Origin of the sequence: Mycobacterium sp. 050272, assembly GCF_039023525.1 — a bacterium.
GTDB lineage: Bacteria > Actinomycetota > Actinomycetes > Mycobacteriales > Mycobacteriaceae > Mycobacterium.
Map to the genome: position 1 here is coordinate 1 of NZ_JBCHKV010000030.1, position 24,806 is coordinate 24,806.

A 24,806-nucleotide genomic window follows, 5' to 3' on the forward strand; every position below is an offset into this window, starting at 1 on the left:
CATCACCCCACCGACACCGCCCTCAAACGGCAACGAGCACACCGGAACGCAGGTCGCCTGAAAAAACCCGATCCACAGGTCTTGACAATTTCTCCAAGCCCTTGTTACGGAAGGGATTGAGGCCATCGTGTTTCGTACTGTAGGCGATCAGGTGTCGCTTTGGGAGGCAGTGCTTCCCGGGGAGTTGTTGAAGTTGCCCGATGAGTTGGCGCGGGTCGACGAGTTGCTCGATGATCCGGTGTTCTTCGCCCCGTTCGTGGCGTTCTTTGATCCGCGGATCGGGCGTCCATCCACGCCGATGGAGACCTATCTGCGGTTGATGTTTCTGAAGTTCCGCTACCGGCTGGGATATGAGTCGCTGTGCCGGGAGGTCAGTGATTCGATCACCTGGCGCCGGTTCTGCCGGATCGGACTGGATGGGTCGGTGCCGCACCCGACCACGCTGATGAAACTGAGCACGCGCTGTGGTGAGGACGCGGTGGCCGGGCTCAATGAGGCGCTGCTGGTCAAGGCCGCCGAGGCGAAGCTGTTGCGCACCAACAAGGTCCGTGCCGACACCACCGTGGTCGAGGGTGACGTTGGCTATCCCACCGACACGGGACTGCTGGCCAAGGCGGTCGGCTCGATGGCGCGTACCGTGCAGCGGATCAAGGCCACTGGCGGCGCGACCCGCACGCGGACGCGTGATCGGCGCCGCTCGGTGGGGCGCCGGGCCCGCGCGATCGCCTCCAAGCTGCGGTTACGCGGCCAGCAGCAACGCGATCAGGCTCAAGCCGTGGTGCGGCGGATCACCGGGGAGCTGGCCGGCATCGCCGAACGGGGGCTGCGCGAGGCCACCGCGGTGGCACGTAACGCCAAACGGGCGCTGCGCGGTGCGAGCGGACGGCGCAAAGCCCGGCTGCGCCAGGCCATCAACCACCTCGAGACCCTGATCGGACGGACTCAACGGGTAGTGGCCCAGGCCCGCAGCCGACTGGCCGGGGTGATGCCCGAGTCGGCCACTCGGCTGGTCAGTCTGCACGATGCCGATGCCCGCCCGATCCGCAAGGGACGATTGGGCAAGCCCGTCGAGTTCGGTTACAAGGCCCAGGTCGTGGACAACGCCGACGGGGTCGTCCTTGACCACACCGTCGAGATTGGGAACCCTTCAGATGCACCACAACTGGCGCCGGCGATCGAACGGATCACCCGCCGCGCTGGGCGCCCCCCACGTGCGGTGGCCGCCGATCGCGGCTACGGCCAGGCATCCGTCGAACGCGATCTGCATGAGCTCGGTGTGCGCAGCGTGGCGATTCCGCGCACGAGCAAACCAGGTGCTGCCCGTCGCGAGTTTGAACACCGGCGAGCCTTCCGAGACAAGGTCAAATGGCGCACCGGGTCCGAAGGACGCATCAACCACCTCAAGAGAAGCTACGGCTGGAACCGAACCGAATTCACCGGCATCCAAGGCGCCCGAATCTGGTGCGGACACGGCGTCTTCGCCCACAACCTGGTAAAGATCAGCACCCTGGCGGCATGACCAACACGACTATCCGGCCGGCCACCCCCGTCAGCGACCACCCCCGGCTGAGCGTCATCACTCCCACGACCGTTTTCAGGTCTTAGTAGCTAGTGCCCAACCGGCGCAGGCCTTCGGCAGCGGGTTGCGCCGCGCCAGCCAGCGATGCGCCGCGAACAACATCACACCGACATGCGCCACACAGCCGTCCACGTACGTTCCAATCTATGAATCCAAGCCCGCCTGCTCGTCATTGCCTCCATCGCTCCTCGCGGGGTAGCGCGCCGGCAGATCCCACTTCGCTGTGCCGGAGCTCGGCGGGCTCGGCGTGACGACCTCGATCCCGAGCTGCAGGAAGCCGTCCCGATCCTTGACGTTCTTCGGGTTGCGCTTGCGCACGACCAGCGAAACCGCCGACCCCGAATGGGATGCTCCTGATGTTGTCGGCGTTCCAGTCCATGGCTACCTCATCGGCCCTGACCAGTCGGGTGACAGCGGGCTCCGCCGAGAAGTTGACGATGTCGGCGGGCTTACGGTCGACAACTGCGCGCGACTGATCACCCGAGGCGCCGTAGAACATGGTCACAGCCACTCCCTTGCCCTCCGGCGTGGCGGCGAAGGCAGGGATGGTCTTGCTCCGCCGGGCTTCGGCATGGCGTGGGCACCCAGCGTAGCGTCGTCTGACCGGTCGGCCGCTTGTCGCCACCGGCGACATCACTGGCGGGCTCCCGCCGCATCCCCGCGAGCAGGGTTGCGATAACTGCCAATGCGGCCGCGCTGCCCCGTGACTTGCTGATATGCCTCATGAACCGCTCGATGTGGTTTAGCTTAGCGGCAGCGGCCGCCGGCTGGGTTGCGTGCCGGACGTCAAGGTTATTCGGGGTATGGCAATGATTCGGCGCCGCGCCCGATCTGCAGCAGGCTGCGGCTGGTTGTCACGCGGGTGGATTCCTCACTGCTGAGTGCACGAACGGTTTCGATCTGCACCCGCACAACCACTCCCTGCTCGGCGGCTAGGCGCGCGGCCGCTGCGAGGGTGTCGGGGTCGCTGACGTTGACTGCGAGAGGGGATTTGGTGCCTGACGGGGTGAAGTACAGGCTGCCGAGGCTGCGGCGGAAGCCGTCGATGGTGCCGGTCGCCCAAGTGGTTTCGGTGTCGTAATCGTAGTTCTTCAGTTCGCTGCCAAGCAGGGCTGCGCCGGCCTGGGTGAAGGCGACGTCGGTGGATCCGAGGCCGCGCTGGCGTATTTGTCCGGTGATGTCCCAGCCGGCTGCTCTCATCGCCGAGGTGGACCGCAGCAGGCCTCGTCGCGCTTTGATCGGTAGGTCGCGCACGTCGCTGTCGACCGCAGGAGCACTGGAGCTGGCGTTGGTGAACAGGCGGGCGATTGTGCGCAGCGCTTCGGAATCGGGGCTGGAGGCGAATTGGCTTGTGCCACCGAGTGGTACATGCTTCGCATCGCTGTCAAGCGGTGCGTCGGCGCGCAGCACAACCCGCACCGAACCCGGACCGGCCCCGTGCACGAGCAGGTTTCGATTCAGCGCGCTCAGATGCAGTCTGTCTCGAACGATGGCCTTGGTGGCGTCGTTGACTCCGGCGACGAATGTTGCGAGTTTGTCCGCGCGGGTGGCGTGACCGCGCACGCCGGCGCCCTCCAAGTGCAGGTCGAGTTCGACTTGTTCGGGCGCGGATTCTTCGGCCCAGACCCGCTCTGCGGCCCGATTGCCTTGTACCGTGCCTGAATACAGCTGGCCGAGCGCGAAGTTCGCGGTGTCGGGGAAATGCTCGTATTCGTAGCGGATGGCGGCTCGAAGCAGTTCGTCGTCGCTGAGGTCGGAGAGGTGCCCGAGATCGGTCATTGGTCGATCACCTCCACGAAGCCCTTTGTGACACCGTCGATTGTCTCACCATCCGCGCCGATCACCCGTGACCACCACCGGCGTTGCCGTTCAACGGCATACGGGTTGTCCCGGTTCACCACTAGAGCGTCGGTGAGCCCACCCATGCAATGCAACTTCTCAGTCTGCACGACCAGGTCGCTGCGTCCCAGAGTGCCGGTGACCGAGCCGAGGGTCCACAGCGGCAGTGCGGCATCACGGTGTGCCTCCTCCAACGCGTGAGCCGGCACCAGACACGCGAAATCACCGTCACCGGGGGTATTTTCCTTGTGCGTGCAGAACCCGCCGCTGAGCCAGATCGTGATCTCGTGACGATAGAGCAGCCGTCTGACGAGTGCGATGTGAATCCGCATCGCATCCAGAATCAAGCCGCGACGCTGGCGTGTGTGATCCGGAGCGTCGTCGACGAATCGGGCACGGACCTCGTCTATGGTCGCCCGATGGATTCCTGGCGGTAGTGTTCCGTGCTCCCCCATGCAGCGCGGAAGCATCGCTACCCCCCGTCGACCTCGATGCGCTCCTTCGTCCTGGTGCGAATGTACGCAGGCCACGGATCCCCCGCCGCGGCAGCCTCGTCCAACTCGGTGTCGGTCATCTCCTCGGGTTGCTTGCCGTGCCAGGACGGACGCACCTCGCTGGTGGTGCTCAGCAAGTCCAGCGTCTCGTCGATGCAGCGCACCGCGTCCCGCGCGGCGGCCACCAACTGACCAGTTGCGGCCTGATCGACCTCGACCGCCCCCAACGCCGCCTGAAGCCGTTGCCGCGCACCGATCAGGTTGGACAGATCACTGCGTGTCGCTACTGCGCTGATGTAGTCGGCGATGAACGCGCGGATCATTTCGTCGAGCGCCTTGCGCTGGCGACTGCTCATGCGCTGCGCCTCGCGCGGAGGCTGGTAGGCCACCGCAGCCGGCGCAGTCACCCCTGCCGCGGCGAACGCGGTGTTCTCCGACACGTCGGCCAGGTAGGCGATCGCCCGGATCGACGCGTCGGTGGGCCGGGTGGCATAGGTCCCCTGCCGCAGCCGATTCAGCGTCGCGTGCGAAATGTCATGCCCGCCGTGCTGCGCCAACTCCGCTAGCCGGCGTCCCGACGCGCCGCCGTGGCGTTGCGCGGCGATGTCGATCAAATCGATCAGTGATCTGCTGGTCTTGCCCATAGTCGGTCCCCCATCGGCTCGGTTGTTGACGCGTGCGGTGCGTTCGCACGACACCAAGTGTTCTGCCACTTGTAACGTGAGTCAAGCGCAACACGCTGCATCAGCGCGGTTGCAATCGAATTACAGCGTTGTAGCCTGCCTCACGTGTCAGACGCCACGCGCTTTCCGAGCGAGTGTTCCGGGCTTGGAGCGGGCGCGGCTTTCCACGTCGACATGGTCGGACCACAACCGTCGGTCCAGGGCGTGTTCCAGGCGGGCCAGCGAGCCGATGTCGCAGAGCACGGTGCCGGCCAGGATGCGCCCGATCGTGGTGTGGGCTACCCCACTGGTAGCGGCCAGCGCTCGCTGACCGGTCGCGGTCTCGGTCATGGCCTCGCGCAGTGCACGGGCCAGTTGCTGGGCGGCGGGCGCCGAGGGTGGCGCGTCGGGATGCAGTTCGGCGTCGGGCCACACGCCCGCGGTCACGTAGGCGATCGGCGGGCGGTCACCGTTGCTGCGCGACACGCGCCCACGATATCCCGCAGCCATGTCGCCACTGGCCGACGTGTCGGACCCTCCTGCTCCAATGGTGCATACACGCACCATACGGGAAGGGGTCGACACGATGATCCAGTTGCCAACGGCGGCCCATTATGAGGCCCGGGGTGCAGCTGCTGCTGCCGCTGCAGTGGGGGCCGGCCATGGCTGACGGCAGCCTGGCTGCGGCGGTGGAGGCGGTGACCGGTGCATGGATCGCAGACGGGATGCTGGCCGCGCAGACCCTGGACAAGTTCGGGCTGTTGATCCGCCGGTTTACCCGGTTCGCCGCCGCCCACGACGTCACCACTCTCGCGGCGGTGGATCGGGCCCTGGTCGCGAAATTCGTTGCCGCCAGAGGGCGTACCCGCCACGGTGTCGTATCGGAGGCGGCGGTGGCGACCATGCACAACCGCCGCGCCGCGCTACGGGCCTTCTTCCGCACTGCGCGCCGGCTGCAGCTGACGCTCGACGATCCCACCGCTGATATCGAGGTGCCCGCCCGGCTTTCCTCGGCGCAGCGCCCGCTCAGCGATGACGAGGCCGCGCTGGTGCGGTTGTTCTCCGAACACGCCACCCCCACTCGGCATGCCGCCACCGCGGCGCTGCTGCTGGCCGGCGCCCATACCTCGGAGCTGGGACACATCACCGCCGCCGACCTCGACCCGCAAGCCTGCACCGTGTGGGCACACGGCTCGAGCAAGCATCGCCCCCGCACGCTGACGCTGGACCGCTGGTCGATGCGGGTGCTCACCGAACGCGCCGCCCACCTCTCGCATCCGCTGCCCGGCTCCACCCCCTCTCCGGTGTTGTGCACCGGCGCCGCCGGCAGTGCCGCACACAAACAGGCCCGCGTATGTGTGACCGTGCGCGAAATCCTCACCCGCGGCGGGCTATCCGACGACACCGGCGTGCGGCCGGCGTCGCTGACCGCCTACGCGGCGCGGCGCGAATTCGACCGCACCGGCCGCGTCGAGGACGCCGCGCATCTGATCGGCTCACCCTCGCTGGACACCACCGCCTCCCTCATCGGCTACCACTGGCAAGACGCAGGTAGCGCAGCGTGAAGCGCACCTCAGGCACGAAGAGGCACGCCTACGGCGCCGAGCGCATCGAGCAACGCCACCTGCACCCACGCGACGACCCCGACCGCCTCACGCTGCTGGAGATCGACACCATCGAGGCAATCGCGTCGAACGAGGCCATCTATCAACTCGCCGCGGTGCTGCCTGTCCACGAGCCGGGAACCCCGGGCCGCCGTCCGCACTACCCACCGTGGGTGCACGTGGTGCACAAGGCCCTCGCCGGGGTGCTGGGCTCGCACAGCAAGGCCGCGCGTGCGATGGCCCACCCCGCCTACTGGCGCACCATCCGCCACCACGCCGCCGCCCATCATGCCCCAAAGCCGCCGCGGCGCCCACCGCAGCGCTGGCACCACAACTACGCCCAACGGCTACTCGACGAACATGCCAACAAACTGCTCGAGACTTTCCGGCCGCTCGCACGACGGCTCGCGCGCGACCTCGGCTGCCTCGACCCAGGCGCTGGGGTGTCGCACACCAGTCCAGCGCGCGGGCAGTACATCGTAGGCGATGGCACCGTCGTCGCTGCACCGGTGCGCAAAGCCACCGCCGAGCGCTGGGCCGAACAAGGCGGCCGCCACGTCCATGCCGGCATCGAAGCCCAAAACGGCGACAGCGACACCGAATTCCGCTACGGCACCAAGTTCGCCCTGCTCAGTACCCGCCCCAACACCATCCGCAACAACAGGGTGATCCTCGACGTCGACGCGGTGCCCGCGGGCAAGGGCTACGGCGGTGAGGCCCGCATCGCCCTCGACATGATCGACCGCGTCGTCGCCGACCCCGACGTTCGCTGCGACGGCATCTGCTACGACGGCGCCTTCCGCGGCAAGCACATCGACCACGCCATGAAGCACGGATTGACCGTTCTCTCACCGCAGCACGACAGCACCCGCGTCGCGACCGCATTCGCCCGAATCGAGTGCACGTGCGGCGACGTCCACGACCTGTGGACAGCCGACGGCCGTATCTGCGAACGCCAGATCCTCGACACCGGAGACAAACACCTGCAGCCCTGCCCGGTCGCCAAGACCTATCCGCGCCGCAACAGCGACGGCAGCTACCGCTGGTATGTCGAGTTCGCCATTGCCTCCTGCGGCACCGTGCACCGCCAACGCATCGACACCACCGACGACGATCGCGACCGCGGATACAACCGGGCTGAGCACCTGCGCCAGCACGTCAAGACCGACGACGGCGACAGCGTCTACGACCGCTGCTATGGCTGGCGAGAAGACAGCGAATCAGCAAACAACACCCTCGACCGCACCCTCTACGGCGGGCGGATGATCGCGTATGGCGCCATTCGCCAGAAGACCGTGATGCTCGGATTCGCTTTGGGCCGCAACGCCATCGCGGCTTACCTGCACCGCCGACGACACCCCGAACAGCGAGCCGCCTAACGCCGGCCGCCACGACGACGAGCCTCAACCAGGCCGGCCACGGACGCCCAAGCGTCGCGTGGTTATCGTCATGCTCGCTACACTCACACCCGCCGCATCCCGATGACTAGCCAAACCGCCGAGACCGGCACCGGGACGCCGCGAACACCCCCGAAAACCGCCCAGCGCCTCGACCGGCTAGGTTTTAGTCAGGTATTCAAAGACGTCCCTGGCAACATTGCTGCGAAGTCAAGTTCAGTGAACCCCGCGGGCACATGGCCGCCAATGCCGACCCTCGCCCGCGCCCATGATCCGATGACCGGCGCGTTTGATCGGTAGTCGCCGCCCCCTCTGGTGTTGCCTTCGCAGGTCAGCAATGGCAGCGGATGTATCCGCGCCGTCCAGTCCGATTCGGGCTCTGCAAGCGGTGCTCGTGTCGTATCGACATACTCGCGGGTATCGAGGTTGAGCACATATCGGCATTCATCGTCCGAAGCAACCGGGACGTCCACGACGTGAGCAGCCGACACCACGGCGTTCAGCGTCGACTCATACCCCGGGTACAGCGGCTCCAAGCCCGCCGTGATCGCCACGCACCGCGAGTAGTCGTGGTCATCGTGGTTGGGAGTCAGAGTCTTCTGCCATAGATTATCGCCGTCGGTCTCCTTGTCGGCGTAATCCCCTGCCCACACCAGGCGCATCCCGCCATCCAGCCGTAGAAAGGTCTCGACGGCGCGTACGAATCTGTTCCCAACGTAACTGTGTTCCATCAACTTTAGGCCGTTGCCGTAGATGTGTGCCGAGAACCACCACCTCACAGTGGGGGCGACGGCCTGATCAATGATTGTCGGTGCATAGTACTGTCCCATGACGACACTGCCCTTCAACGTCGGGCCCACCCGCGTGGCGTGCCCTTACCGTCCCCAGGCTACCGACGGACACCGACACACTTGATGTGCGAAGCCGCTGGGATACAACGTGATTCGTTGGTACAAGTGACCGGAAGGAGGAATAGGGGTGCCTGCTGTTTGTCGGCAGAGCACCCCTATCGCGACATCGCTTACAGGTCGCCGAGCACTTCCTCGCGATGGCAGCGTTCGCCACGCTCCCGTATTTCCTCCCAGTCCAGCCCCAGCGCGTCGAACAGGTGAAGCAGATCACCCAGCAAATCGCCCGTCACTGTGTCCAGCTCGTCGACCAGACTCTGCCCACCTAGATGACTCGCGTACGCGATCAATGCCCGCGCCGCCCACCCTGCCCGGATGTTGTTGTCGCGCTGAAGTTCCACATCCTCATGCGTCGTCGCCAATGACTCCTTGGGCCTCCCCTCGAAGAGCCGAGAAAGTTCCGCGACGTCGCTCACCTGCAGCCGCTGCGCTGTGTACAGCACCCCGTCCGCATACCCGTCGTCCACCACCACCGCGATCACCACTGAGTCGGGCTGTTTAACGCCCGGACCGGCAGAGCGAACCACCTCCGCAGCGCAGTAGCGGCATCGGCGCTGTCGCCGCCATTGCCGACACCGCGCCAAACCGCTGTGCCCAACTGCACACCCGTGCCCTCGTAGTCGGTGTAGTTGAGCAGCCCGGCGTACCGTGGCCGCTGTGACCTGGTCGCGAACTTCGCCACCACGCGGTTGGCACCTCGCGTCCACTGCAGCTCACCGAGGTTGTTCCCGGTCACGCTCCAGCCCCACCGGGCCGCGAGGTCAACCAGTTCGATCATCTCCGGCACCGTCGCCTCACCAGGGCTCTCCGGCAGGGTTACGGGCTCGACGGAGGGATTGGACTGCCGATCCGCCACTGCGGCTTCCAGCGACCCGTAGAGCGCCTCAATGACGCCCTCGGCAGCCTCGGCGATCCGTTCGCGGTAATCAACCATGCGGTCGTCGAAACGCGCCTGGTCGCCCTCGGCGATATCGCCATATTCGTTGAGCATCGACGATACGAACTCGTCCTTGTCACGTATCGCCGACGCCAAGCCCGCACATGCCTCTGTAGCCACCAGGCAGCCCGGCTCGCCTGACCTCCCGGCAGTCATCGCCTGGGCCGTCGCCAGATCTCCCAAGGCCAAAAGAAGCCGATCCCTCGCCTGACCTACCGGTCCCCGACTGATATCACACACCAGATCTCTCGGCACACCCGAAACAGCAGCCATCACACAAACACCCTTCGTGAATCGTCGGCCCACCCGAATGGCGTGCCCAGACACCACGATTCTACTGGCTAGCTCTGACAAACCCTATGTCGCCCAACACATATCTGGACCAACACCACACACACACATAGCTGCAGAGGACGGCTCACTCACTCCCTCCCGACCCCCGCGGCGGATCGGGAGGGAGTGAGTGAGCGGGCAGGCGGCCACCTACCCGCTCACTGTTGCTTCAGCCCTCTCAGTCAGTCAGCCACGTCGGCATTCTGCACCGACTGATCTTCGATAGCGCAATACACGTCGTTGCGGTCCATGGCATAGATCGCGTCCGCGACCATGGCCTCGCTGACCTCGCCTCTCGCCTCGTCAGCCGTACCAGCCGTCACGCGCACGCTGACCCGAACCTCGGCGACCACCTCAACGTCGAAGTCACGGTTGCGTCCGGGCAGACCAATCTCCTCCATGATCTCGTCAAACTCACGGCAATGCCCGCGTGCGTCGGCCACGTCGTGTGCGGCCTCGATGCGCCTCTGCCATGTTCGGCGGTCATCAGCCAACTCCTGCTCGGCACGCTGGGCCTGCCAAGTCGCGGTTGCAACCGCCTCTGCCCACACCGGTAACGGTTCATCGGTGGCCTCAGGTGCCGCGGCCACCAACACCGTCGAGATCAGACCAGTACACACCACACTGCCGCTCTGCCCGACCACGGCGCACCGGCGCTCCCCCCTGCTCACCACCTCGGGGTTCTCGACGAGCAACCAGCCGGCGACATCGACTCCATCAATCGTCGAATGTGTCACCACCTTGGGCACCTCGCCAGCGCCCAAGTATTCCGCCACCGACCGTGCCACTGTCGTGCACGAACCCTCAATAACCGCAGTCACAACAAACTCCTTCGTATCGTCGGCCCACCCGAATGGCGTGCCCAGACACCACGATTCTACCAATCAAAGCCGACAATCACCCCGTGAAACCACCACCGTAACCCTCACAAGGCAAATAACAACTCCCCCTCCCGACCCCTGCGGCGGGGGAGGGGGAGTTTGCGAGGAGTTGGAGTGCCCGCCGGCCAAAGGTCGCCGGCACTCCAACTAGCTCTCAGGTGAGCAGCACATCCCGGACGGCGAAGCAGAACCGGTCACGCTCGGCGATTTCCGCATTGATCAGATCTAGTGCCGTGTCGATCAATTCGGCTAAAGCGTCGCTTGGGTTGGCGACGTCGGGCACGAGGATGCGCTCGGGCCGATCGACATACACCGAGACCGAAGAACCCATGAGTGAGCCATCTTCACCCGGCGCGTGCAGGGACAGCACAATGTCTACGCCGTCATAGACACCGTCGCTATCGTGCGCTAAGTCGATGTCTAGGACGATGTACGACGGTTCGACACCGCGTCTCATTCCTCCGATGTAAAGCCAGTCAATCGTGGCTCCATTCTGAAATACATCCAACATGAGTGAGTGCAGGGCGTACCCGAGATCGGCTGATTCCGACTCTCGCAACATCTCGATCGTCTCCACGACGTCGTCGCGCTGCGGCAGTAGACCGGCCCACCATGCTTCATACCTTTCGTGGTTTCGTACCACGGTCATCTCGGCTACGACGCCTCCAATTCTGGTCGTCCTATCGCCAGCGTCTCGCCATAGGACCACGGGCGACTGTTCGATGATGTCGCCGCCAGTGAGGAGGTGCCGCCACCGGTTGCCATTGTCGTCCTCCCACATCAGGGCGGCTCCTTCGTCTGCGTAGGGTGCCAGCGTGGCCAAGACCTTCTCAACGGTGTCGTCGAATACGCCTCGAAAGCCGTTGACAACTAGCGCGCCAGGCACCTGGTGATCGTCGACGCTAAAGCCGATAGCCGAAAGCTCGGCACGGGCACCCTCTCCCGCCGTGACGCCGAGAGCTTCGGCAATCGCGCGCAGCGCGATCCCCTTCTGGTCACCGGCGATAACCAATGCTCCGTCAAGCAAGTCCGTCATGCAGCTCATCTTCCCCACCTTTCGAGGATGTTATTCCGGGCCTGCCCACATGGCCTGCCCCTACATCAACCACCTTAATCGCGGGTACCGACATTCGATAGGGTGGTTGCCTTCAGTTCTGCTGCCCGCCAATGGGTTACCCGTCTACCAAAGTGTTCTTGGGCATACGGGTGCGGGGTGGCCCCGGTGATCGGCCACCCCGCGGACGTCATGCCGCCAGACCCGTGACCAAGGCGCGCACCTCTTCAGGCGGCACCGCGTGATCAAGGGCCGTGCCGAGCAGCTCCACCATCGGGTGGTTGATTCCCTCCCTCGCCGCTTCATCGACGGCGATGCCGACTATCACACTGTCACCCCGCACATAGGCCGAGAACGCAAGCTGTCCGAGTGCCGCTACTCTCCAACGGCCCGGCAGCACTCGCGCCAGCAGCGCCCACAGATCCTCCATCGGGACTGCCAGCTCAGAGACTGCCAGCGCGTAGAAGGCATCTCGCGCACGTGGATCGTCGGTCGCCCCTGCGATGGCGGCGAGCACCAGATCTGAGGGATCGACCCCCTCGCGGTGCTGTCGAGCGGCCGCGATCGCCGCCGCGACGGCATCTGTAGATGCCCCGACATTGGCCATGAGCGGTTCCAGATTGCCACGGCGTGCCATGTCAGGAGCCACTACAGCTTCCAGCTCCGCGCGGCTCCCATAGATCCGTCGCCCAGTCTTGCCTGCAACGAGCAGTGCGTCGTGACTGGGGTTGTCGAGGACGCCCTGGTCACCGCAGCCGTCCGCGCAGTGCCAACGTCCGCCGGTGCGGATCGAGTCGACGACGAATGCGCCGGCCAATATGATGCCGCGCTCGTCTAGCGCGTCGCTCACCGTCTCCACGAGCCGCTGATGGGTGCCTGCACACGCTGAGCACGACGCACCGTCTCCATCGACGATGACCGCGACCGCTGTATCCGCGCCCTCCTGCTGAGCGGCCAACTCAGCCACCCGGTCGACCCCGGCGGAGGCATCGGACAGATCAATCCGCAACACCACGCCGATCTCATCCGCTGCGAAAGTCACGACGACCAACGAGTATTCGGGTAGGAAGCCAACCAGTGACGGGATCGCCGAAATAAGCTGCGGCACAGTGCTGATTGTGTTCATGGTTATTCCCCAATCGGGACGTTAGGCCCACCCCTATGGCGTGCCCGGACACCCACACCCTACCGGCTCCCACCGACAGTTCCTGTTCTGCCGGTCAGTTCGGCCTCCTCGCCTCATGCTCGTCGACCGCCGGCACTTCGCCATAGAAATCGGTGAGTCCCGACAAGGCACACGGACGTCGCGGCCTTGTTTAATCGTGATCCTGATCTGGGTCGGTCGCGGTGATAACGCGCTGGCCCTCGACCACCTTGACAGGCTGCCCCTCGGCCGTCTCGACCTGTTTGATCTTGTCGAATGGAACACGCCACGTCCAACCTGCCACCCGAACCGACCGTGCGTTGACGCGCTCGACAGCTCCCCATCCGACACCGAGCAGGACACGATCGCCCACCATCACCGTGTGAGCATCCCAGATGGATGCACCGGACTCAGCCGCCTGTTCGAGTTCCCTTTTCCAGAAGCCAAGCTGGTCGGTCAGCCGCGAGATCTCCGCGACTACTCGCTCCCGATGGTCGCCCACAGCTGGCGGCTGGGTCTCCACGTGTTTGACACCGCGGCCATCGGTGAACAAGGTCCGGGTGTGCCCGTCGCGTGCCCGCTCGAAGCGGCGCAGCTCGGCCTCCAATCGCCCGATACGGCGTCGTATTACCGAAGGACTGTACCGGAAGGCTGTCGTTCCAGCCGCGGCCGCAGCACGCCGGGCGGTCTCCTCTGCCGCGTCCGTGGCATCGAACGCTTTGCGGATCGCATTATCTGCACGCTCAATTGCTTTGCGGTGGCGTCGTTCCGAGTGATGACCGACGAGAATCGGCTGTCCCAGTGGTGGCAGGAGATCCCGAGCGTGTTTCTCGGCCTCCCAAGCCGCATCCGCCGCGGCCGACCGGCGTTCGGCCTTGGTCTTGAGCGCGTCCACCCGATGCTCCTGCTGTCTCACTGCATCCGCTTCGACATCCTCCGCGGCCCGGTAAGTGTCGTCTACCTCGACGGTCACTTCGAAACCTGCTGTCTCCAAGGCCGATTTAGTCGCCTCGATCAAAGGCGCCTTTGCACGGGTGTCGCGCGAACGAGCTACATACCAGCTGCCCAGATTGCGTGACCACCTCCAGGCGCCAGCCCGACCGGTCCACGGGTCAACAACCGACTTCAAGATGTCGGCCGAACCGTCACCGCGAGCAGTCCCCTCGATCAAGGTGCCGTCTGCGTGTGAATGGGTGATCGTCAATCTCGACATGAGAATTCCTCGGTAGTCTCGGTGGCCCACCCCTTTGGCGTGCCCCAACATTGGGAACACTACCGGCGGCCACCGACAACAGCCAGTGCAGCGGTTCAGCAGCGGCGCCGCCGCCATGCCTTTGGGTAGGCTCCAATCAAAACCGCCCCCTCCCCTTCAACCACGCGGGTTTGGGAGGGGCGGTTTAGCCAGGTTTAGCCAGCCTCGGGGGCAACATCCGGCGACGCCCAAAGACGCAGGCCCCGAACGCTTCCTACTCGTCCTCGTACCAGCTCTCGCCGCAGTCCATGGGATCCCAATCAGCCGGCGGATGGTCCGGATACCTCTCGCGAATCCCTGCCATGATCGGTGTCAGTCGCTCCACGTTTGCCTGCTGATGCCGCTCACACCGCGGATACCGCGCCCCCGAGCCCGATAGCGCCAGATAGGCCGCAACCGGCCCGTCGCAACCCACCGGCCCGTCGAGGCACTCACCAGCATCGAATCGGTCCAGAAACTCCTCGTCGGAGAAACCATCCAGAGATCCCACCTGTCCACTCCGTTCCCAGGCCCACCCTGGTGGCGTGCCCGACATCTCGCACACTACCGCCGACCACCGACAACCACGACGACGACGACGACGACTCAGAACCCTCAGAAGTACACCCCCTCCCCACCCCCGCGGCGGGTTGGGGGTGGGGAGGGGGTGGCGTGAGCCTCGATTCAGATGAACCACACGGGGTTTCACGGCCTCCCATTCAGCGCCGACAGGACCATAGCCGCGCGGACCGCCAGTGGGTCTGACGACTCCGACAACAGAGACTCTGTGGCCGGATCGGTGAGCAGGCTCAAGTGTGCGCGATGGCGACTCAGGCTCACGCATGCACGGCCTGGGTCCATCGGGAACGACTCGACACTGCGGTAGCCTGCCATCGGGTGTAGCGCAACCACTGCTGGTCGCTCAAGGCCCTGCACGGAGTTGCTCGTGCCGATCAGTACGCCGTCAACATCGGCCAGCAGCGCCCGCACGGCACCGGCTTGCGCGACGTGTGGAGTGACCACCGCAATGTCGTCGCCGGTCAGCACTGTGGACTGACCGGAGCGGCAGTAGCGATACCCGAGCAGTTCGCGCACCCGGTCAGCGACTGCCGTGAGCATGTTGGGGTCGGTCGGACCATGCCGGGTGGCCACAGAGATGCCGACGATTTCTGGAAGCTCGATCCCGTTGGCATCGAGGATCGATTCGACAGGACGGCGCGATGTGAACGGCATGTCCCGGTAGAAGTGCTCTGAGAGCAGCGCGCAAGTCTGCGGTCCCAACCGCCAGGAGTGAGTCAGCTCGTGCACCGTCACGGCGGCACCATGCGCGGCCAGCAAGGCTGCCGGGGCGGGAAGGTGCGGCCCAGTGTCCTGCCCGTGCCAACGTGTTGTCGAACCCGTCACAACGGGGGCGATCTGACCCGAATCTCCAACGAGCACGACCTGTCGCGCCAGTGCGCCGAGCGCTCCCACGTCCGCATAGGTCGCCTGCCAAGCCTCGTCGATCAATAGCACGTCAGCCGCGCCCACATTCGGGTCCACGTACAGCCAACGAGCCGCAGTGCCAATAAGAATCGCACCACCCGTAGAATGCGACCACCGCACGTGACGGCCTGTTACAGTCGGAATGCCTTCCACTGCCGTGGTTTTGGACTTACTGTTTACGATCAGCGCTGCTCGGTCACTGACCGCCCCAATCCGCCTGGCCAATTCAGCAGCCTGCTCACGAGTCTGGGCAGCAACCGCCACCCGTAGACCTGCTCGGTGCGCCAGCGCCGCTGACAACAGCGTCACCAGCCTCGACTTCCCGGCTCCCGGCGCTGCTGGGCACACCACACATGGATCACCGCTCCACACCGCCAGCAGAACCCGCGCCAGCATCGTATCGTTGAGCAACTCTCGACCCGGCCAATTCGCGCTGACATTGCACGCCTCCACTACCGCAGGTCTTGATACCCCAGGGACAGGTGACCCCGGCGCACCACCAGCCGCCGCAGTATCGCGCCTAGTGAAATCCTTTGGCAGCGTGCGCATCACATATCCCCTTCGTTGTCGTGTCCCTCGTTCTCGGCTGCGGCGATCACCACCGCCAGCGGCACATCTCGACGCACCGGCGTAGGAGTCACGCCCTGTGACAACCAGGAGAACCGACGACGGTACAGCCTGGCCAGTACCCGACGCCCTGACCGGATAGTCGACGGACTGGGTGGCGCGGGAATCACCGTGACGGCCTCACCCGCTGCGGGCCGGTAACCACTGCGCCGCAGACCGCCGATTGCCACCGCTAAAGCGCCGTCCTCGACGCTGGTCGTCACGACTTCCCCGCTAAAGCGTGCGTCCACAGCCGGCATGTCTGCCATCGGGGCACCCGCCCAGCCGATAACCGCTGTCCCGGCGCGCAGCCGTGTGTCTAACCGGTTGGCGTGCACGACCACTCGCCCTGTACCTGCCGAGGACACGCCCACCACTACCTCACCCGTACACACATGGCCGGTATGCATCCCGCGCGCCCGCCACAGTGGGTCACACAGCAGTGCCGCCTCGAAGACATCCGCCGCGTCGCATCGGCTGCGCAGCCGCACAGCTGCCAGATACAGCGACTCAGGCACATCCCACGACCGCCCACCGCTCAATGCATCCTGGTATGTCCCAAGCAGCCAATCATCGTCCTCACGCGTCGGCTCCAAACCGGGCAGCACTGGCCCCGCAGTGACTACCCGGTGCCACGCGTGCGCCCCAGCCAGTCCGCCCGCCGCCCCGAACGCCCGCCGCCACAGATTCGGGTGATCCGCGCCCGGTGGCACCCCCAGCACGTACCGCTGCCTCGACACGGCCAGCACGTCAGCCACCGCCGTCGTACCGGGATGCGCCGCCCGCTCCACCCACCACCCAGCCAACGCCGATCCCGCCGCCACGGCTACCGAGTCGCAGCGCGCCGGGTCCGCGAACCGAGTCGCGAGGATCGCGAGGGCACGAAGGGACGCACCGCCCTCGACAACCGCACTCGGCCCCCCACCCAAGTCACCGTTAGCACAACCTGCCGCACGCGCTATCGCCGCCAACCCGGCAGCGCCACTGCCGGTTTCGGCCCGCCCGCTGGGGCCGATGGCCTGAACTCGTATCGCCCCTCCGGCTCGCCTGGCGCTCACCGCCACGGTCACTTCCCGATTGGGTGCAGGATTGTGCAGCAGCCGGGGCACCGCCGCACCCATGTCGCGCGCGCTCACTCGCAGCGCCAGATCGAACAGGGCCGCACTCATCCCCCGTCACCGCCCTGCTCGACAGCTACGCCGCGTGCCGCAGCGGCAAAGCCGTCAGCCAACGCCGCCGTGGCGCGGTCGTCCTCGGCCCGTCGCGCCGCATCGCGCACGGTCGCAACAGTCCACCCCGTTCCGGCCAGCACCGTGTCTGCCCACGCCGTGAACCCTCCCCGCGTGCTCACGCCGCCACCGATCCCGAAACCGGGGTTACCCGCACCGTTTTTGCCCAACCCGGCGCGGTGTTGGCCGCGTCCTGCCCGATTAGAGCCACGATCAGGGGCACCGGCAGACGACGGTTCGGCCATGGGGTGCCGCCATCGGTGAACGCCACGATCACGTCGGCGCGCGGTCGACCTGCCAACGCTGCCGCAATGCCCACCCGAAGATCGGTGCCGCCACCACCGGTCAGCTTGACCTCACGGATCGACCGCACCAGCCGTGGTGTCGTCGCCGCAGCATCGCAGCAGGTAACCCGCACTGTCGACGCACCAGTCTGGCGCAGCACCCCTCGCGTCTCGGATAATGCCGACGCCAGGTCGTCATCGCCCATCGACCCCGACGTGTCGACAATCAGATCGACCGCAATTTTCGGCGCTCGCAACGTCGGCAGAATCAGTCCTCCCATCGCACGCCGATTCGGCCTGCGCCACGAGTGATGCACCTGCCCCGCCTGATCCTCGACAGCGCGTCGTACCGCCGCACGCAAAACCTTCGGCCACGGCACAACCGCAGGGGCAAGCTGCGCCGCCGCCCACCGCTGCACACCTGCGGGCACTGTCCCTCGCCCCGCACCGCCCGAGTTCGCCGCCGTCTGCACCGCCTGCGCCACCGCTGTGCGCACCAGATCGGCTGCCGCCTTTGACAATCCGGCCCCACTGCCCAAGTCGGCCTCCGCAGGCAACTCACCCGAAACCGGGGTATCACCGGCCCCGGAACCACAGCCCACACCGGCCTCGTCGGCTCCCGGAAACGCCCGCACCGCCTGCGGCGGAACGAGATGGCGGTAGTAGACCTCCGCAGCATGCCCGTCCTGACAGCCAATCCCAGCAGGGGTCACCGCCCCGCTGGGCAATCCCAAGCCAGCCGACAACAGGTCGTCATTAATCTCCGCATCCCCAGCGATATTCCACATCGCCCGGTCCACAGGCATGTCCACCGCATCCCCGCGCGCGGCGTGTTCCCGCAGTAGATGCCCGACCTCATGCAGTACCACGGCAGCGGCCTCCGGAATCGTCCACCCATCGGCGCTGCCGAGCATCGCCGGGTCAATATAAAGACGCCAGTGCCGGTCCACTGCAAAGGTACCCAGCCCTGGCATGGCCACCGGCACCATCGCGAACACCGCCCGCGCGAAGTAGGGCATCGCCTCCACTGCCGCCATGCGCGCCAACCGCACCCGCCTCCATTCGTCGGAGGTCAATACCCGCACTGCCGCACTCATGCGGCACGCTCAGCATCGAGCCCCGCCGCGACCAGCACATCGCGGAACTTCCGCGCTGCCGCAGGCACTTTCGCGCCTGCTGGGCGCGCAACGGCCAACGCTCTGGCAGCCGCGCCCGCCACATCGGGCGCTCCGCTGGTCGCCGCCGCCACCAGCGGACCCCACCCGGTCACCCACGCATCGGTAGTGCCTTTGCTCGACGCCCACGCGACCACTCCCGAAAGCACCGCCCACACCTGATCCGGCCTGGCCGAGGCCCAGTCCACAATCGACGGGTCTGCAATCACGTCGGCCACCGCAGGCAAATCCATACTCGCTTTCCACTGCAAGTACTCACTGCCAGCGCCATCCCCTACTAAACCGAGCACCGCCGCCGTGATGCTGGCAGTATCGTCAGCCCGCAGAAACGGCAGCATTCGCGCCGTCGCGTCCCACGACCGCCGCGACGGCCATGCCCGTCCAGCTGCCTCGTCGGTATCGGGGTAATGGTGCAACAGTTCAGGACGGGCCTCGATGAACGCACATACCGCCCCCACCTCGTCAGCCGTCCGCAACTCATCGGCGGCAATCGCCCGAGACGCCGGGAGCGTGCGAAATCCCGCCCGCATGCCCGTGAGCCACTCGTCCGTGGATGGCTCAAACATGATGTGCAGGAACCGATTAGCCATCGGAGGAGTGAGGTCTACGCCACCGGCAGAACGATCAGGCGGATTAGCCGCCGCGACGATTCGCACCCCGGTAGGCAGCTTGTGACGACCGACCATTCGTTCCAGCGCCACCGTCAACATCGCTGCCTGCGTAGCGGCAGAGCACGTGGTCAACTCGTCCAGCAGCAGATACCCGCCACCAGCGTCCACAAGCGTTTTCGCCCAATCCGGCAGTGCAACCGTCTGCACCGATCCATCGACCACCACCGGCCATCCCGCGATGTCAACAGGTTCACGCTGAGAACCAATCAACGTCTCCACCGGAACCTGATCCGCCGCCGCCAACGCCCGTACAACGCTGGACTTGCCAGTACCCGGATCGCTCCACAGAAGCACGGCTACACCCGCCCGTGCCGCCGCATCAATCACTGTCACCGTCGTAGCCAAATCAGCCATCACACAATCCCTTTGAGTGAACGAGGCCCACCCCTATGGCGTGCCCTTACACCGCTCACCCTAACAACAGCCACCGACAAAATTCGTGCACGGTGCCAACCCGCCGTTGCCCCTCCTAGCGAGATGCAGCGAAGATTGACAGAACCGACCACCTATATTGACAAAACGTCGCCGTCGTGAGTGCGCCGTCCACTTCCGGCAAAATGGCGTAATCGGTTGTCGTTCAGCACATTACATCAGAACGCGCCGCCACAACTCCCAATGTTCTAGCAATGACGTATGCGCTTTCATCCTTCGAGCTTCTCGACGACGTCGACGACAACACACCACCACACACCCCAGCAGCAGCAAGTGGCACCCCCTCCCAACCCCCGCGGCGGGTTGGGAGGGGGTGGTGCGCGCGGGTACGCAAAGCGAGCGGTAGCGAGCGGAACGGCATGTTCCGCCAACCGCGGCGGCTGATCAACCTCGGTTGCAAGCCGCGAATAGGCCCACAGCCGCCTCTGCGTCTGGTCTCGCTGACAACCGTTGAAACTAGAGGCACGCCAACCATTTTAGGTCTGTGGATGTATCCAGGGATTTCCATCGGTATCTACAATTGACGAGCCAGAGAAGTCAGCGACTAACGCCGATTGACGGGACCGCCGGCCGTGACGATCCGAATTGGGTGGGCGCGGGCGAGCTCGAGTAGCTGGCGGAGGCTGTAGGCCTCCAGACTCGGACGCTCAGCCGCGCCGGCGGGATCGACGACTTGGGCGTACTGTACTTCGTCGATCTCGACGCGCAGCGGAGCGGCGGCTTCATTCATGGACGCTTCGGTCATGGTGTCAAGGGTGGCAGTACCGAATCACCGATTCCAGAGGAGTGGTGCCCAGACGTCTTTCATCTCAGTCTTCGACTGCGATGCGAACGTCATGGCCGGCGGACGCCAGGGAGCTTGCGCGGCGCGCTGCAGCGACTCGGTGAATCCTTAGTGGGTATGGGATCCTGTCCCGCAGTGTCCGCGCCTCCGGGTAGAGCTGCTCGAAGTCGGCTTGGTCGTCGAGCATGTAGACCACGCTCACACCGTCGACGGTCTCGACGGGGAGCTCTGCGGCGGTGACGACGATGAAGTCGTCGAGAGCTTGCATTTCGGCGATTAGGCCGGCTGGCACCGAAGATCCTGCGGGGTCACCGGCGCGTCCTGGTGCCCATTTGATGCCTGCCTCCCACTTGTAGTACCGCTTGTGTGGGATTCCCAGTAGGTCACCGGCCATTGTTTTGAGCAAGCCGACGGCTTGCCGGCGGACGGCCAGGTCGACCCGGCGATCGCCGTGTTGTCCACCGTAGACTTCGACGTCGATGCCCCGCCGGCTCAGCTCGCCGGCGGCGCGCCCAATCGCGACATGTTGCAGGGTGAATGGGTAGGGCGTCCCCCACGGAGTCCTTGCTTGTGGGTACATCTGGTTGAAGGCGTCTTGGTCGGCGAGGGCAATGAACTGGACGGCCTTGTCACCTGTTCCCTGAGCTGCTGCGACGGCGAGATCTGTCTGCTGCGCGACGAATCGTTCCATCGCAGTGATGCTTTCGACCATCTGCGGGTCAGGTGGCTTCTCGCCATCCTCGACCTCGTCGTAGTCTTCATAGGAGACCTTCATAGCGCGCGCGGATTCTTCGGCCTGAAGGCCAAGTGCAAGTCGGCGCGCTAAGAGATCCGACCAGAGGTATTCCCGCCCGTCGTCACCACTGAAGACAGGCATGTCCGTCATCACACTTTCCTCCTCGGCGCCTGCCCGTGTGGCCTGCCCATACGTCAGCCAGGGTACGGCCCTGATCAGTGATCCGCTACACCCACTCAGTGAGCCGGGGAAGCGCGGTGGCGAGACGGTCGAATAATGTCGGCCACCCTTTTGCCAGCCAGGACACGTGCCCGTTGGAAAGCAGCGCGGCGTCGATGATTGAGTCGACGCGGATCTGATGGGCGGGCATGCCGAGCTCGGCGAGTTTGGCGTATATCGGGTTCGCTGGGATGTCGCGGCCGGCGAGGTATTCGAAGACGTGCCCGCGTTGCCAATCCCAGATTGGCCCGAATGTGACTGTGCCGTCGTTGCGGCGCACCACGCCCCCGAACTGCGCGCGGACCTTTTCGCGTGAGTAGTCCTGGTGCGCCGTTGTTTCTCTCGCCAGCCTGCTTCGGTACAGCATGCGCCGCCCGGGAGATTCCGAGGAACGAACACCCCACATCGAGCCGCGGCCGAAGCGCGAGTGGGCAGCCTTGGCGGGTGTAGTGATCATGATGTCGGCAAGGCTGCCGCGCAGTACCCGGTCTGGCGCGTGGTGGTCGAATCCACCGCCGGCGATGAGCAAGGTCAGCAGATCCGGTTCGGCTGCGATCACGGTCAGGTTGAGTCGCCACCGCTGTGCCAGCTCTTCGATGTACCGGACAGTCTCCGGGAATTGCAGGCCGCTGTCGAAATGCACGACAGGAATGTTCGGGTCGACTTGCCGGGCCAGATCGACGACGACAGTGCTGTCCTTGCCGCCTGACCACGAGACGAAACCGTCATGGGAGTCCAAGTGGCCGGCGATCCTATGCAGTAGATGGTCATAGGCATTCGTCCCTCGCCGTCGGACGGCGATCCGACGCAGAGCCTGAATATCAAGTCCGGGAGGCGTATTCATCGTCGATCGACAAGTTCGATGCGCATGCGCGGGAATACCTTTTCGAGGTACTCGCGGACGTAGTCCAGGGCCTCGGGCGTTTCCAGGATCGACTCTGTCGTGGTGGTGTTATCCCACCACCACCACACTCCTTGACGCCGGAATCCAAAGGGTGGCGGCACCTGGCCGCCGAGGTTTTCGCGGGCGAAGATGCGAGCGGCCCCGACCACAAAGTACCAATCCAGGCCCCCGAAGGTGATCGTGTCCGTGCCGTTGTCTGCGAGTCGAGATAGGCGCTGCGGCAACGTCACTCGGGCAAGACAGGTCGAGACGGTTATCGGTGCGCGTTTCACCGACCTGTAGTGGCCGTTGCGCCCGGGTTGATCGTCGCTGGGCTCTAGCCGGTTGGGATGGACGATCCATGTGTCCGCCACGGTTACCACTCCTTCAACTGCACGACGATACGGTCGCCGAACCCGCCGTCACCGGTGTCGTAGACGGCGTAATCCGCTGAGGTCACCGCGAACTGCATTCCACGCGGCAATAAATGTGTTGTGTCTTCGACGCTGTCGGAACGACCTAGGTACATACCGCGGCTCGTGACGATCTCAAAGACCACGTGCCGCGAACTGTCGTGGCCCGACATCTCGTGCAGGTTGTGTCGGCTCAGCGTGAACTGGTCGAAGGCCACGAGGGAACCTGGCCGCAGGTTAGCCGGCAGATCCTCCAGCTTGGTCACGTCTCGGTGCGTGTCCGGCAGACGCACCGAGACATATACGCGGTGAGTCCGGTCGTTGAGCCGCTCATTGGACTGGATGGCGCGATCGAGGCGCTGCACCGTGGCCCGATCGACGTCGGCGAGCTGCTGCACGTCGCCGGCGCCAGTGTGCAGGGCGCGGTTGATCCGCCGCCACTCCTCGGGGTTCTCGTCGGAGATCATCGCTCGCATAGCCCGGTGCTGTGATGCGGGTGCAGACGCCATGACCTTGTTCTTGACAGCGGACCGAAGTTTGCGCTGCCGGCCACTCAGTGCGGTGCGGAAGTCGCCGGGTGGGGGCAGCTCACCGCGCAGTCGCGGCGACTCAACGGCACTGACATCACGTGGCGTCGACCGGTAACGATCCCGCGTGGCCCGGGTCGCCGAGGTGTCGGTGTCCCGGATCTCGTCGGTGATGCGGTTGCTCAATCGTTGGAAGTCCCGCTCTCCCATTACCTCGGCGGCGATCTCGCGGGCGGCCTTCACATCGCGTTCGCCGATCGTGCCGGCTTCGGGATCGACGACGAGTGCCCGTTCCCGATTGGGTCTATTGGTTTTCGCGCCCACCAGCTCCACCTAGGCAGATCATCTGCGGCACATTCTCCCGGTTCCGCCCGTGGCTGCATCATGGGAAGGCGCGCCGTGACCAGGCGTAATACGGGGCATAAGCTCAGGTTAGAGAAGATCCGGGCGACGTTAAACAGGAGGTGGCCCCGAAGACGGCCACTGCTGGGCCGCTCCGAGGCCACCCTGGGACACCCTCTCCCAACCCCTGCGGTTGTTTCGTACCCTGAGCGTAAGCCATACCGGGGATAGCGTAGCGGTCAGCATGTATACCGATCCTGCCGCTGCAGCGTGGATCGTCGCGGGCCAACCCTCCGTCGACGCACCCCCGCCCGTCCCCGGCCGCTGCGCCCGCTGCGGCACCGAGGGCCCGACAGTGACGGTCTCCCGGATCCTCAGCGACAAGTTCACCGGCTTCGAGGACTGGCCATACGGGTGGCGCAGATTGTGCGTGCCCTGCGCATGGGCCTATGACCGGCGGCCGACCGCCCAGGTTCCCATGCTCATCACCCGCGACACCGTGACCGAGTATGCCGATGGGCGCGGACTCGTGGGGGTGCTCACGGCGGGGCCGCTCGCCATCACCTGCGCCGCAGTCCTGCCGGTACGCGCACTGCTGAAACGTCGGTACCTGTTGCCGACCGCCCAGTGGGGACATTTGGCGATCGACAAGCTTGTGCTGCGTTGGGAGTCCAGTGACGCCGCGAGGCTGGCGGACCTCGTGTGGTTGCGCGGCGCCGTCGGCGCGACATGGCCGCAGCTATCTCGCGATGCGCCGCCGGCCAAACTCATCACCGGGCACCCGCGGGAGCACTGGCCCCGGATCATCAACGCTTGGGAACAGTTCGCCTCGTGGCGTTCCACCCCGATGGTGTGGGCGGCCGCACGCGAGATCACCGATCCGCCGGGAGACAGACCCGAACCGGTGCGACGCCGGCTCTAGCTCCAGCCTCTCGCACGGTGGCAGGCTCCATCGCT

27 protein-coding genes are annotated in these 24,806 nt (G+C 65.3%); 4 read left to right on the forward strand and 23 right to left on the reverse strand.

Annotation, left to right across the window (positions count from 1 at the left end; translation table 11 throughout):
* Positions 1–127: 127 nt before the first annotated feature.
* Positions 128–1,519 carry an ISNCY family transposase gene (locus AAHS21_RS30260; protein WP_342931058.1) on the forward strand — a complete coding sequence of 464 codons (1,392 nt, stop codon included), beginning with the start codon at positions 128–130 and terminating at the stop codon, positions 1,517–1,519.
* 229 nt (positions 1,520–1,748) lie between these two features.
* Here the strand turns inward: AAHS21_RS30260 and AAHS21_RS30265 are convergent, their stop codons facing one another.
* From AAHS21_RS30265 to AAHS21_RS30285, 5 genes are all read right to left on the reverse strand, one after another.
* Positions 1,749–2,084: a hypothetical protein gene (locus AAHS21_RS30265; RefSeq protein ID WP_342931059.1), complete on the reverse strand. Its 336-nt coding sequence runs from the start codon at positions 2,082–2,084 to the stop codon at positions 1,749–1,751.
* Positions 2,085–2,371: 287 nt separating this feature from the next.
* The gene (locus tag AAHS21_RS30270) at positions 2,372–3,358 is read right to left on the reverse strand and encodes a hypothetical protein (protein WP_342931060.1); all 987 of its coding nucleotides are present in this window, start codon (positions 3,356–3,358) and stop codon (positions 2,372–2,374) included.
* Positions 3,355–3,750 (reverse strand): hypothetical protein, encoded by a 396-nt coding sequence (locus AAHS21_RS30275; protein ID WP_342931061.1) that lies wholly within the window; start codon positions 3,748–3,750, stop codon positions 3,355–3,357. Before AAHS21_RS30275 ends, AAHS21_RS30270 begins: the two co-directional genes overlap by 4 nt.
* A gap of 140 nt (positions 3,751–3,890) precedes the next feature.
* Entirely contained in the window at positions 3,891–4,556 is a 666-nt protein-coding gene (locus AAHS21_RS30280; RefSeq protein ID WP_342931062.1) for a hypothetical protein, read from the reverse strand.
* Positions 4,557–4,703: 147 nt separating this feature from the next.
* The gene (locus AAHS21_RS30285) at positions 4,704–5,060 is read right to left on the reverse strand and encodes an XRE family transcriptional regulator (RefSeq protein ID WP_342931063.1); all 357 of its coding nucleotides are present in this window, start codon (positions 5,058–5,060) and stop codon (positions 4,704–4,706) included.
* Positions 5,061–5,200: 140 nt separating this feature from the next.
* Between AAHS21_RS30285 and AAHS21_RS30290 the strand changes: the two genes are divergently transcribed.
* Positions 5,201–6,139, forward strand: coding sequence for a site-specific integrase (locus AAHS21_RS30290; protein WP_342931064.1), 939 nt, complete (start codon positions 5,201–5,203; stop codon positions 6,137–6,139).
* Positions 6,136–7,557, forward strand: a complete 1,422-nt coding sequence (locus AAHS21_RS30295) for a hypothetical protein (protein WP_342931065.1) — start codon at positions 6,136–6,138, stop codon at positions 7,555–7,557. Before AAHS21_RS30290 ends, AAHS21_RS30295 begins: the two co-directional genes overlap by 4 nt.
* Before the next feature lie 188 nt (positions 7,558–7,745).
* On the opposite strand, the gene AAHS21_RS30300 is transcribed toward AAHS21_RS30295, so the two are convergent.
* From AAHS21_RS30300 to AAHS21_RS30385, 18 genes are all read right to left on the reverse strand, one after another.
* Complete coding sequence (locus AAHS21_RS30300; protein WP_342931066.1) at positions 7,746–8,435, reverse strand: hypothetical protein; 690 nt, start codon at positions 8,433–8,435, stop codon at positions 7,746–7,748.
* Between the two features lie 161 nt (positions 8,436–8,596).
* Positions 8,597–8,968 carry a hypothetical protein gene (locus AAHS21_RS30305; protein ID WP_342931067.1) on the reverse strand — a complete coding sequence of 124 codons (372 nt, stop codon included), beginning with the start codon at positions 8,966–8,968 and terminating at the stop codon, positions 8,597–8,599.
* The gene (locus AAHS21_RS30310) at positions 8,962–9,540 is read right to left on the reverse strand and encodes a hypothetical protein (RefSeq protein WP_342931068.1); all 579 of its coding nucleotides are present in this window, start codon (positions 9,538–9,540) and stop codon (positions 8,962–8,964) included. The genes AAHS21_RS30305 and AAHS21_RS30310 overlap by 7 nt, the downstream gene beginning before the upstream one ends.
* A 395-nt stretch (positions 9,541–9,935) precedes the next feature.
* The gene (locus tag AAHS21_RS30315; protein WP_342931069.1) at positions 9,936–10,574 is read right to left on the reverse strand and encodes a hypothetical protein; all 639 of its coding nucleotides are present in this window, start codon (positions 10,572–10,574) and stop codon (positions 9,936–9,938) included.
* 214 nt (positions 10,575–10,788) lie between these two features.
* Entirely contained in the window at positions 10,789–11,679 is an 891-nt protein-coding gene (locus AAHS21_RS30320; RefSeq protein ID WP_342931095.1) for a hypothetical protein, read from the reverse strand.
* 199 nt (positions 11,680–11,878) lie between these two features.
* A complete protein-coding gene (locus tag AAHS21_RS30325; protein ID WP_342931070.1) occupies positions 11,879–12,814 on the reverse strand; it encodes a DUF4192 domain-containing protein in 936 nt (311 codons plus the stop codon).
* A 190-nt stretch (positions 12,815–13,004) separates the two neighbouring features.
* Positions 13,005–14,162, reverse strand: a complete 1,158-nt coding sequence (locus AAHS21_RS30330; RefSeq protein WP_342931071.1) for a DUF3560 domain-containing protein — start codon at positions 14,160–14,162, stop codon at positions 13,005–13,007.
* 136 nt (positions 14,163–14,298) lie between these two features.
* Positions 14,299–14,574: a hypothetical protein gene (locus tag AAHS21_RS30335; RefSeq protein WP_342931072.1), complete on the reverse strand. Its 276-nt coding sequence runs from the start codon at positions 14,572–14,574 to the stop codon at positions 14,299–14,301.
* A 194-nt stretch (positions 14,575–14,768) separates the two neighbouring features.
* A complete protein-coding gene (locus tag AAHS21_RS30340; RefSeq protein ID WP_342931073.1) occupies positions 14,769–16,097 on the reverse strand; it encodes an AAA family ATPase in 1,329 nt (442 codons plus the stop codon).
* Positions 16,097–17,323 carry a hypothetical protein gene (locus AAHS21_RS30345; RefSeq protein ID WP_342931074.1) on the reverse strand — a complete coding sequence of 409 codons (1,227 nt, stop codon included), beginning with the start codon at positions 17,321–17,323 and terminating at the stop codon, positions 16,097–16,099. The genes AAHS21_RS30340 and AAHS21_RS30345 overlap by 1 nt, the downstream gene beginning before the upstream one ends.
* A complete protein-coding gene (locus AAHS21_RS30350; RefSeq protein ID WP_342931075.1) occupies positions 17,320–17,505 on the reverse strand; it encodes a chemotaxis protein in 186 nt (61 codons plus the stop codon). The genes AAHS21_RS30345 and AAHS21_RS30350 overlap by 4 nt, the downstream gene beginning before the upstream one ends.
* Entirely contained in the window at positions 17,502–18,764 is a 1,263-nt protein-coding gene (locus tag AAHS21_RS30355) for a VWA-like domain-containing protein (RefSeq protein ID WP_342931076.1), read from the reverse strand. The genes AAHS21_RS30350 and AAHS21_RS30355 overlap by 4 nt, the downstream gene beginning before the upstream one ends.
* Positions 18,761–19,867 carry an AAA family ATPase gene (locus AAHS21_RS30360; protein WP_342931077.1) on the reverse strand — a complete coding sequence of 369 codons (1,107 nt, stop codon included), beginning with the start codon at positions 19,865–19,867 and terminating at the stop codon, positions 18,761–18,763. Before AAHS21_RS30360 ends, AAHS21_RS30355 begins: the two co-directional genes overlap by 4 nt.
* A gap of 622 nt (positions 19,868–20,489) precedes the next feature.
* Positions 20,490–20,690 (reverse strand): hypothetical protein, encoded by a 201-nt coding sequence (locus AAHS21_RS30365; RefSeq protein ID WP_342931078.1) that lies wholly within the window; start codon positions 20,688–20,690, stop codon positions 20,490–20,492.
* Between the two features lie 64 nt (positions 20,691–20,754).
* Entirely contained in the window at positions 20,755–21,615 is an 861-nt protein-coding gene (locus AAHS21_RS30370) for a hypothetical protein (RefSeq protein ID WP_342931079.1), read from the reverse strand.
* A gap of 76 nt (positions 21,616–21,691) precedes the next feature.
* Positions 21,692–22,528, reverse strand: a complete 837-nt coding sequence (locus tag AAHS21_RS30375; protein ID WP_342931080.1) for a phosphoadenosine phosphosulfate reductase family protein — start codon at positions 22,526–22,528, stop codon at positions 21,692–21,694.
* Positions 22,525–22,941: a hypothetical protein gene (locus tag AAHS21_RS30380; protein ID WP_342931081.1), complete on the reverse strand. Its 417-nt coding sequence runs from the start codon at positions 22,939–22,941 to the stop codon at positions 22,525–22,527. Before AAHS21_RS30380 ends, AAHS21_RS30375 begins: the two co-directional genes overlap by 4 nt.
* A 2-nt stretch (positions 22,942–22,943) precedes the next feature.
* A complete protein-coding gene (locus tag AAHS21_RS30385) occupies positions 22,944–23,831 on the reverse strand; it encodes a hypothetical protein (protein WP_342931082.1) in 888 nt (295 codons plus the stop codon).
* Positions 23,832–24,093: 262 nt separating this feature from the next.
* Between AAHS21_RS30385 and AAHS21_RS30390 the strand changes: the two genes are divergently transcribed.
* Entirely contained in the window at positions 24,094–24,771 is a 678-nt protein-coding gene (locus AAHS21_RS30390; protein ID WP_342931083.1) for a hypothetical protein, read from the forward strand.
* Positions 24,772–24,806 lie beyond the last annotated feature (35 nt).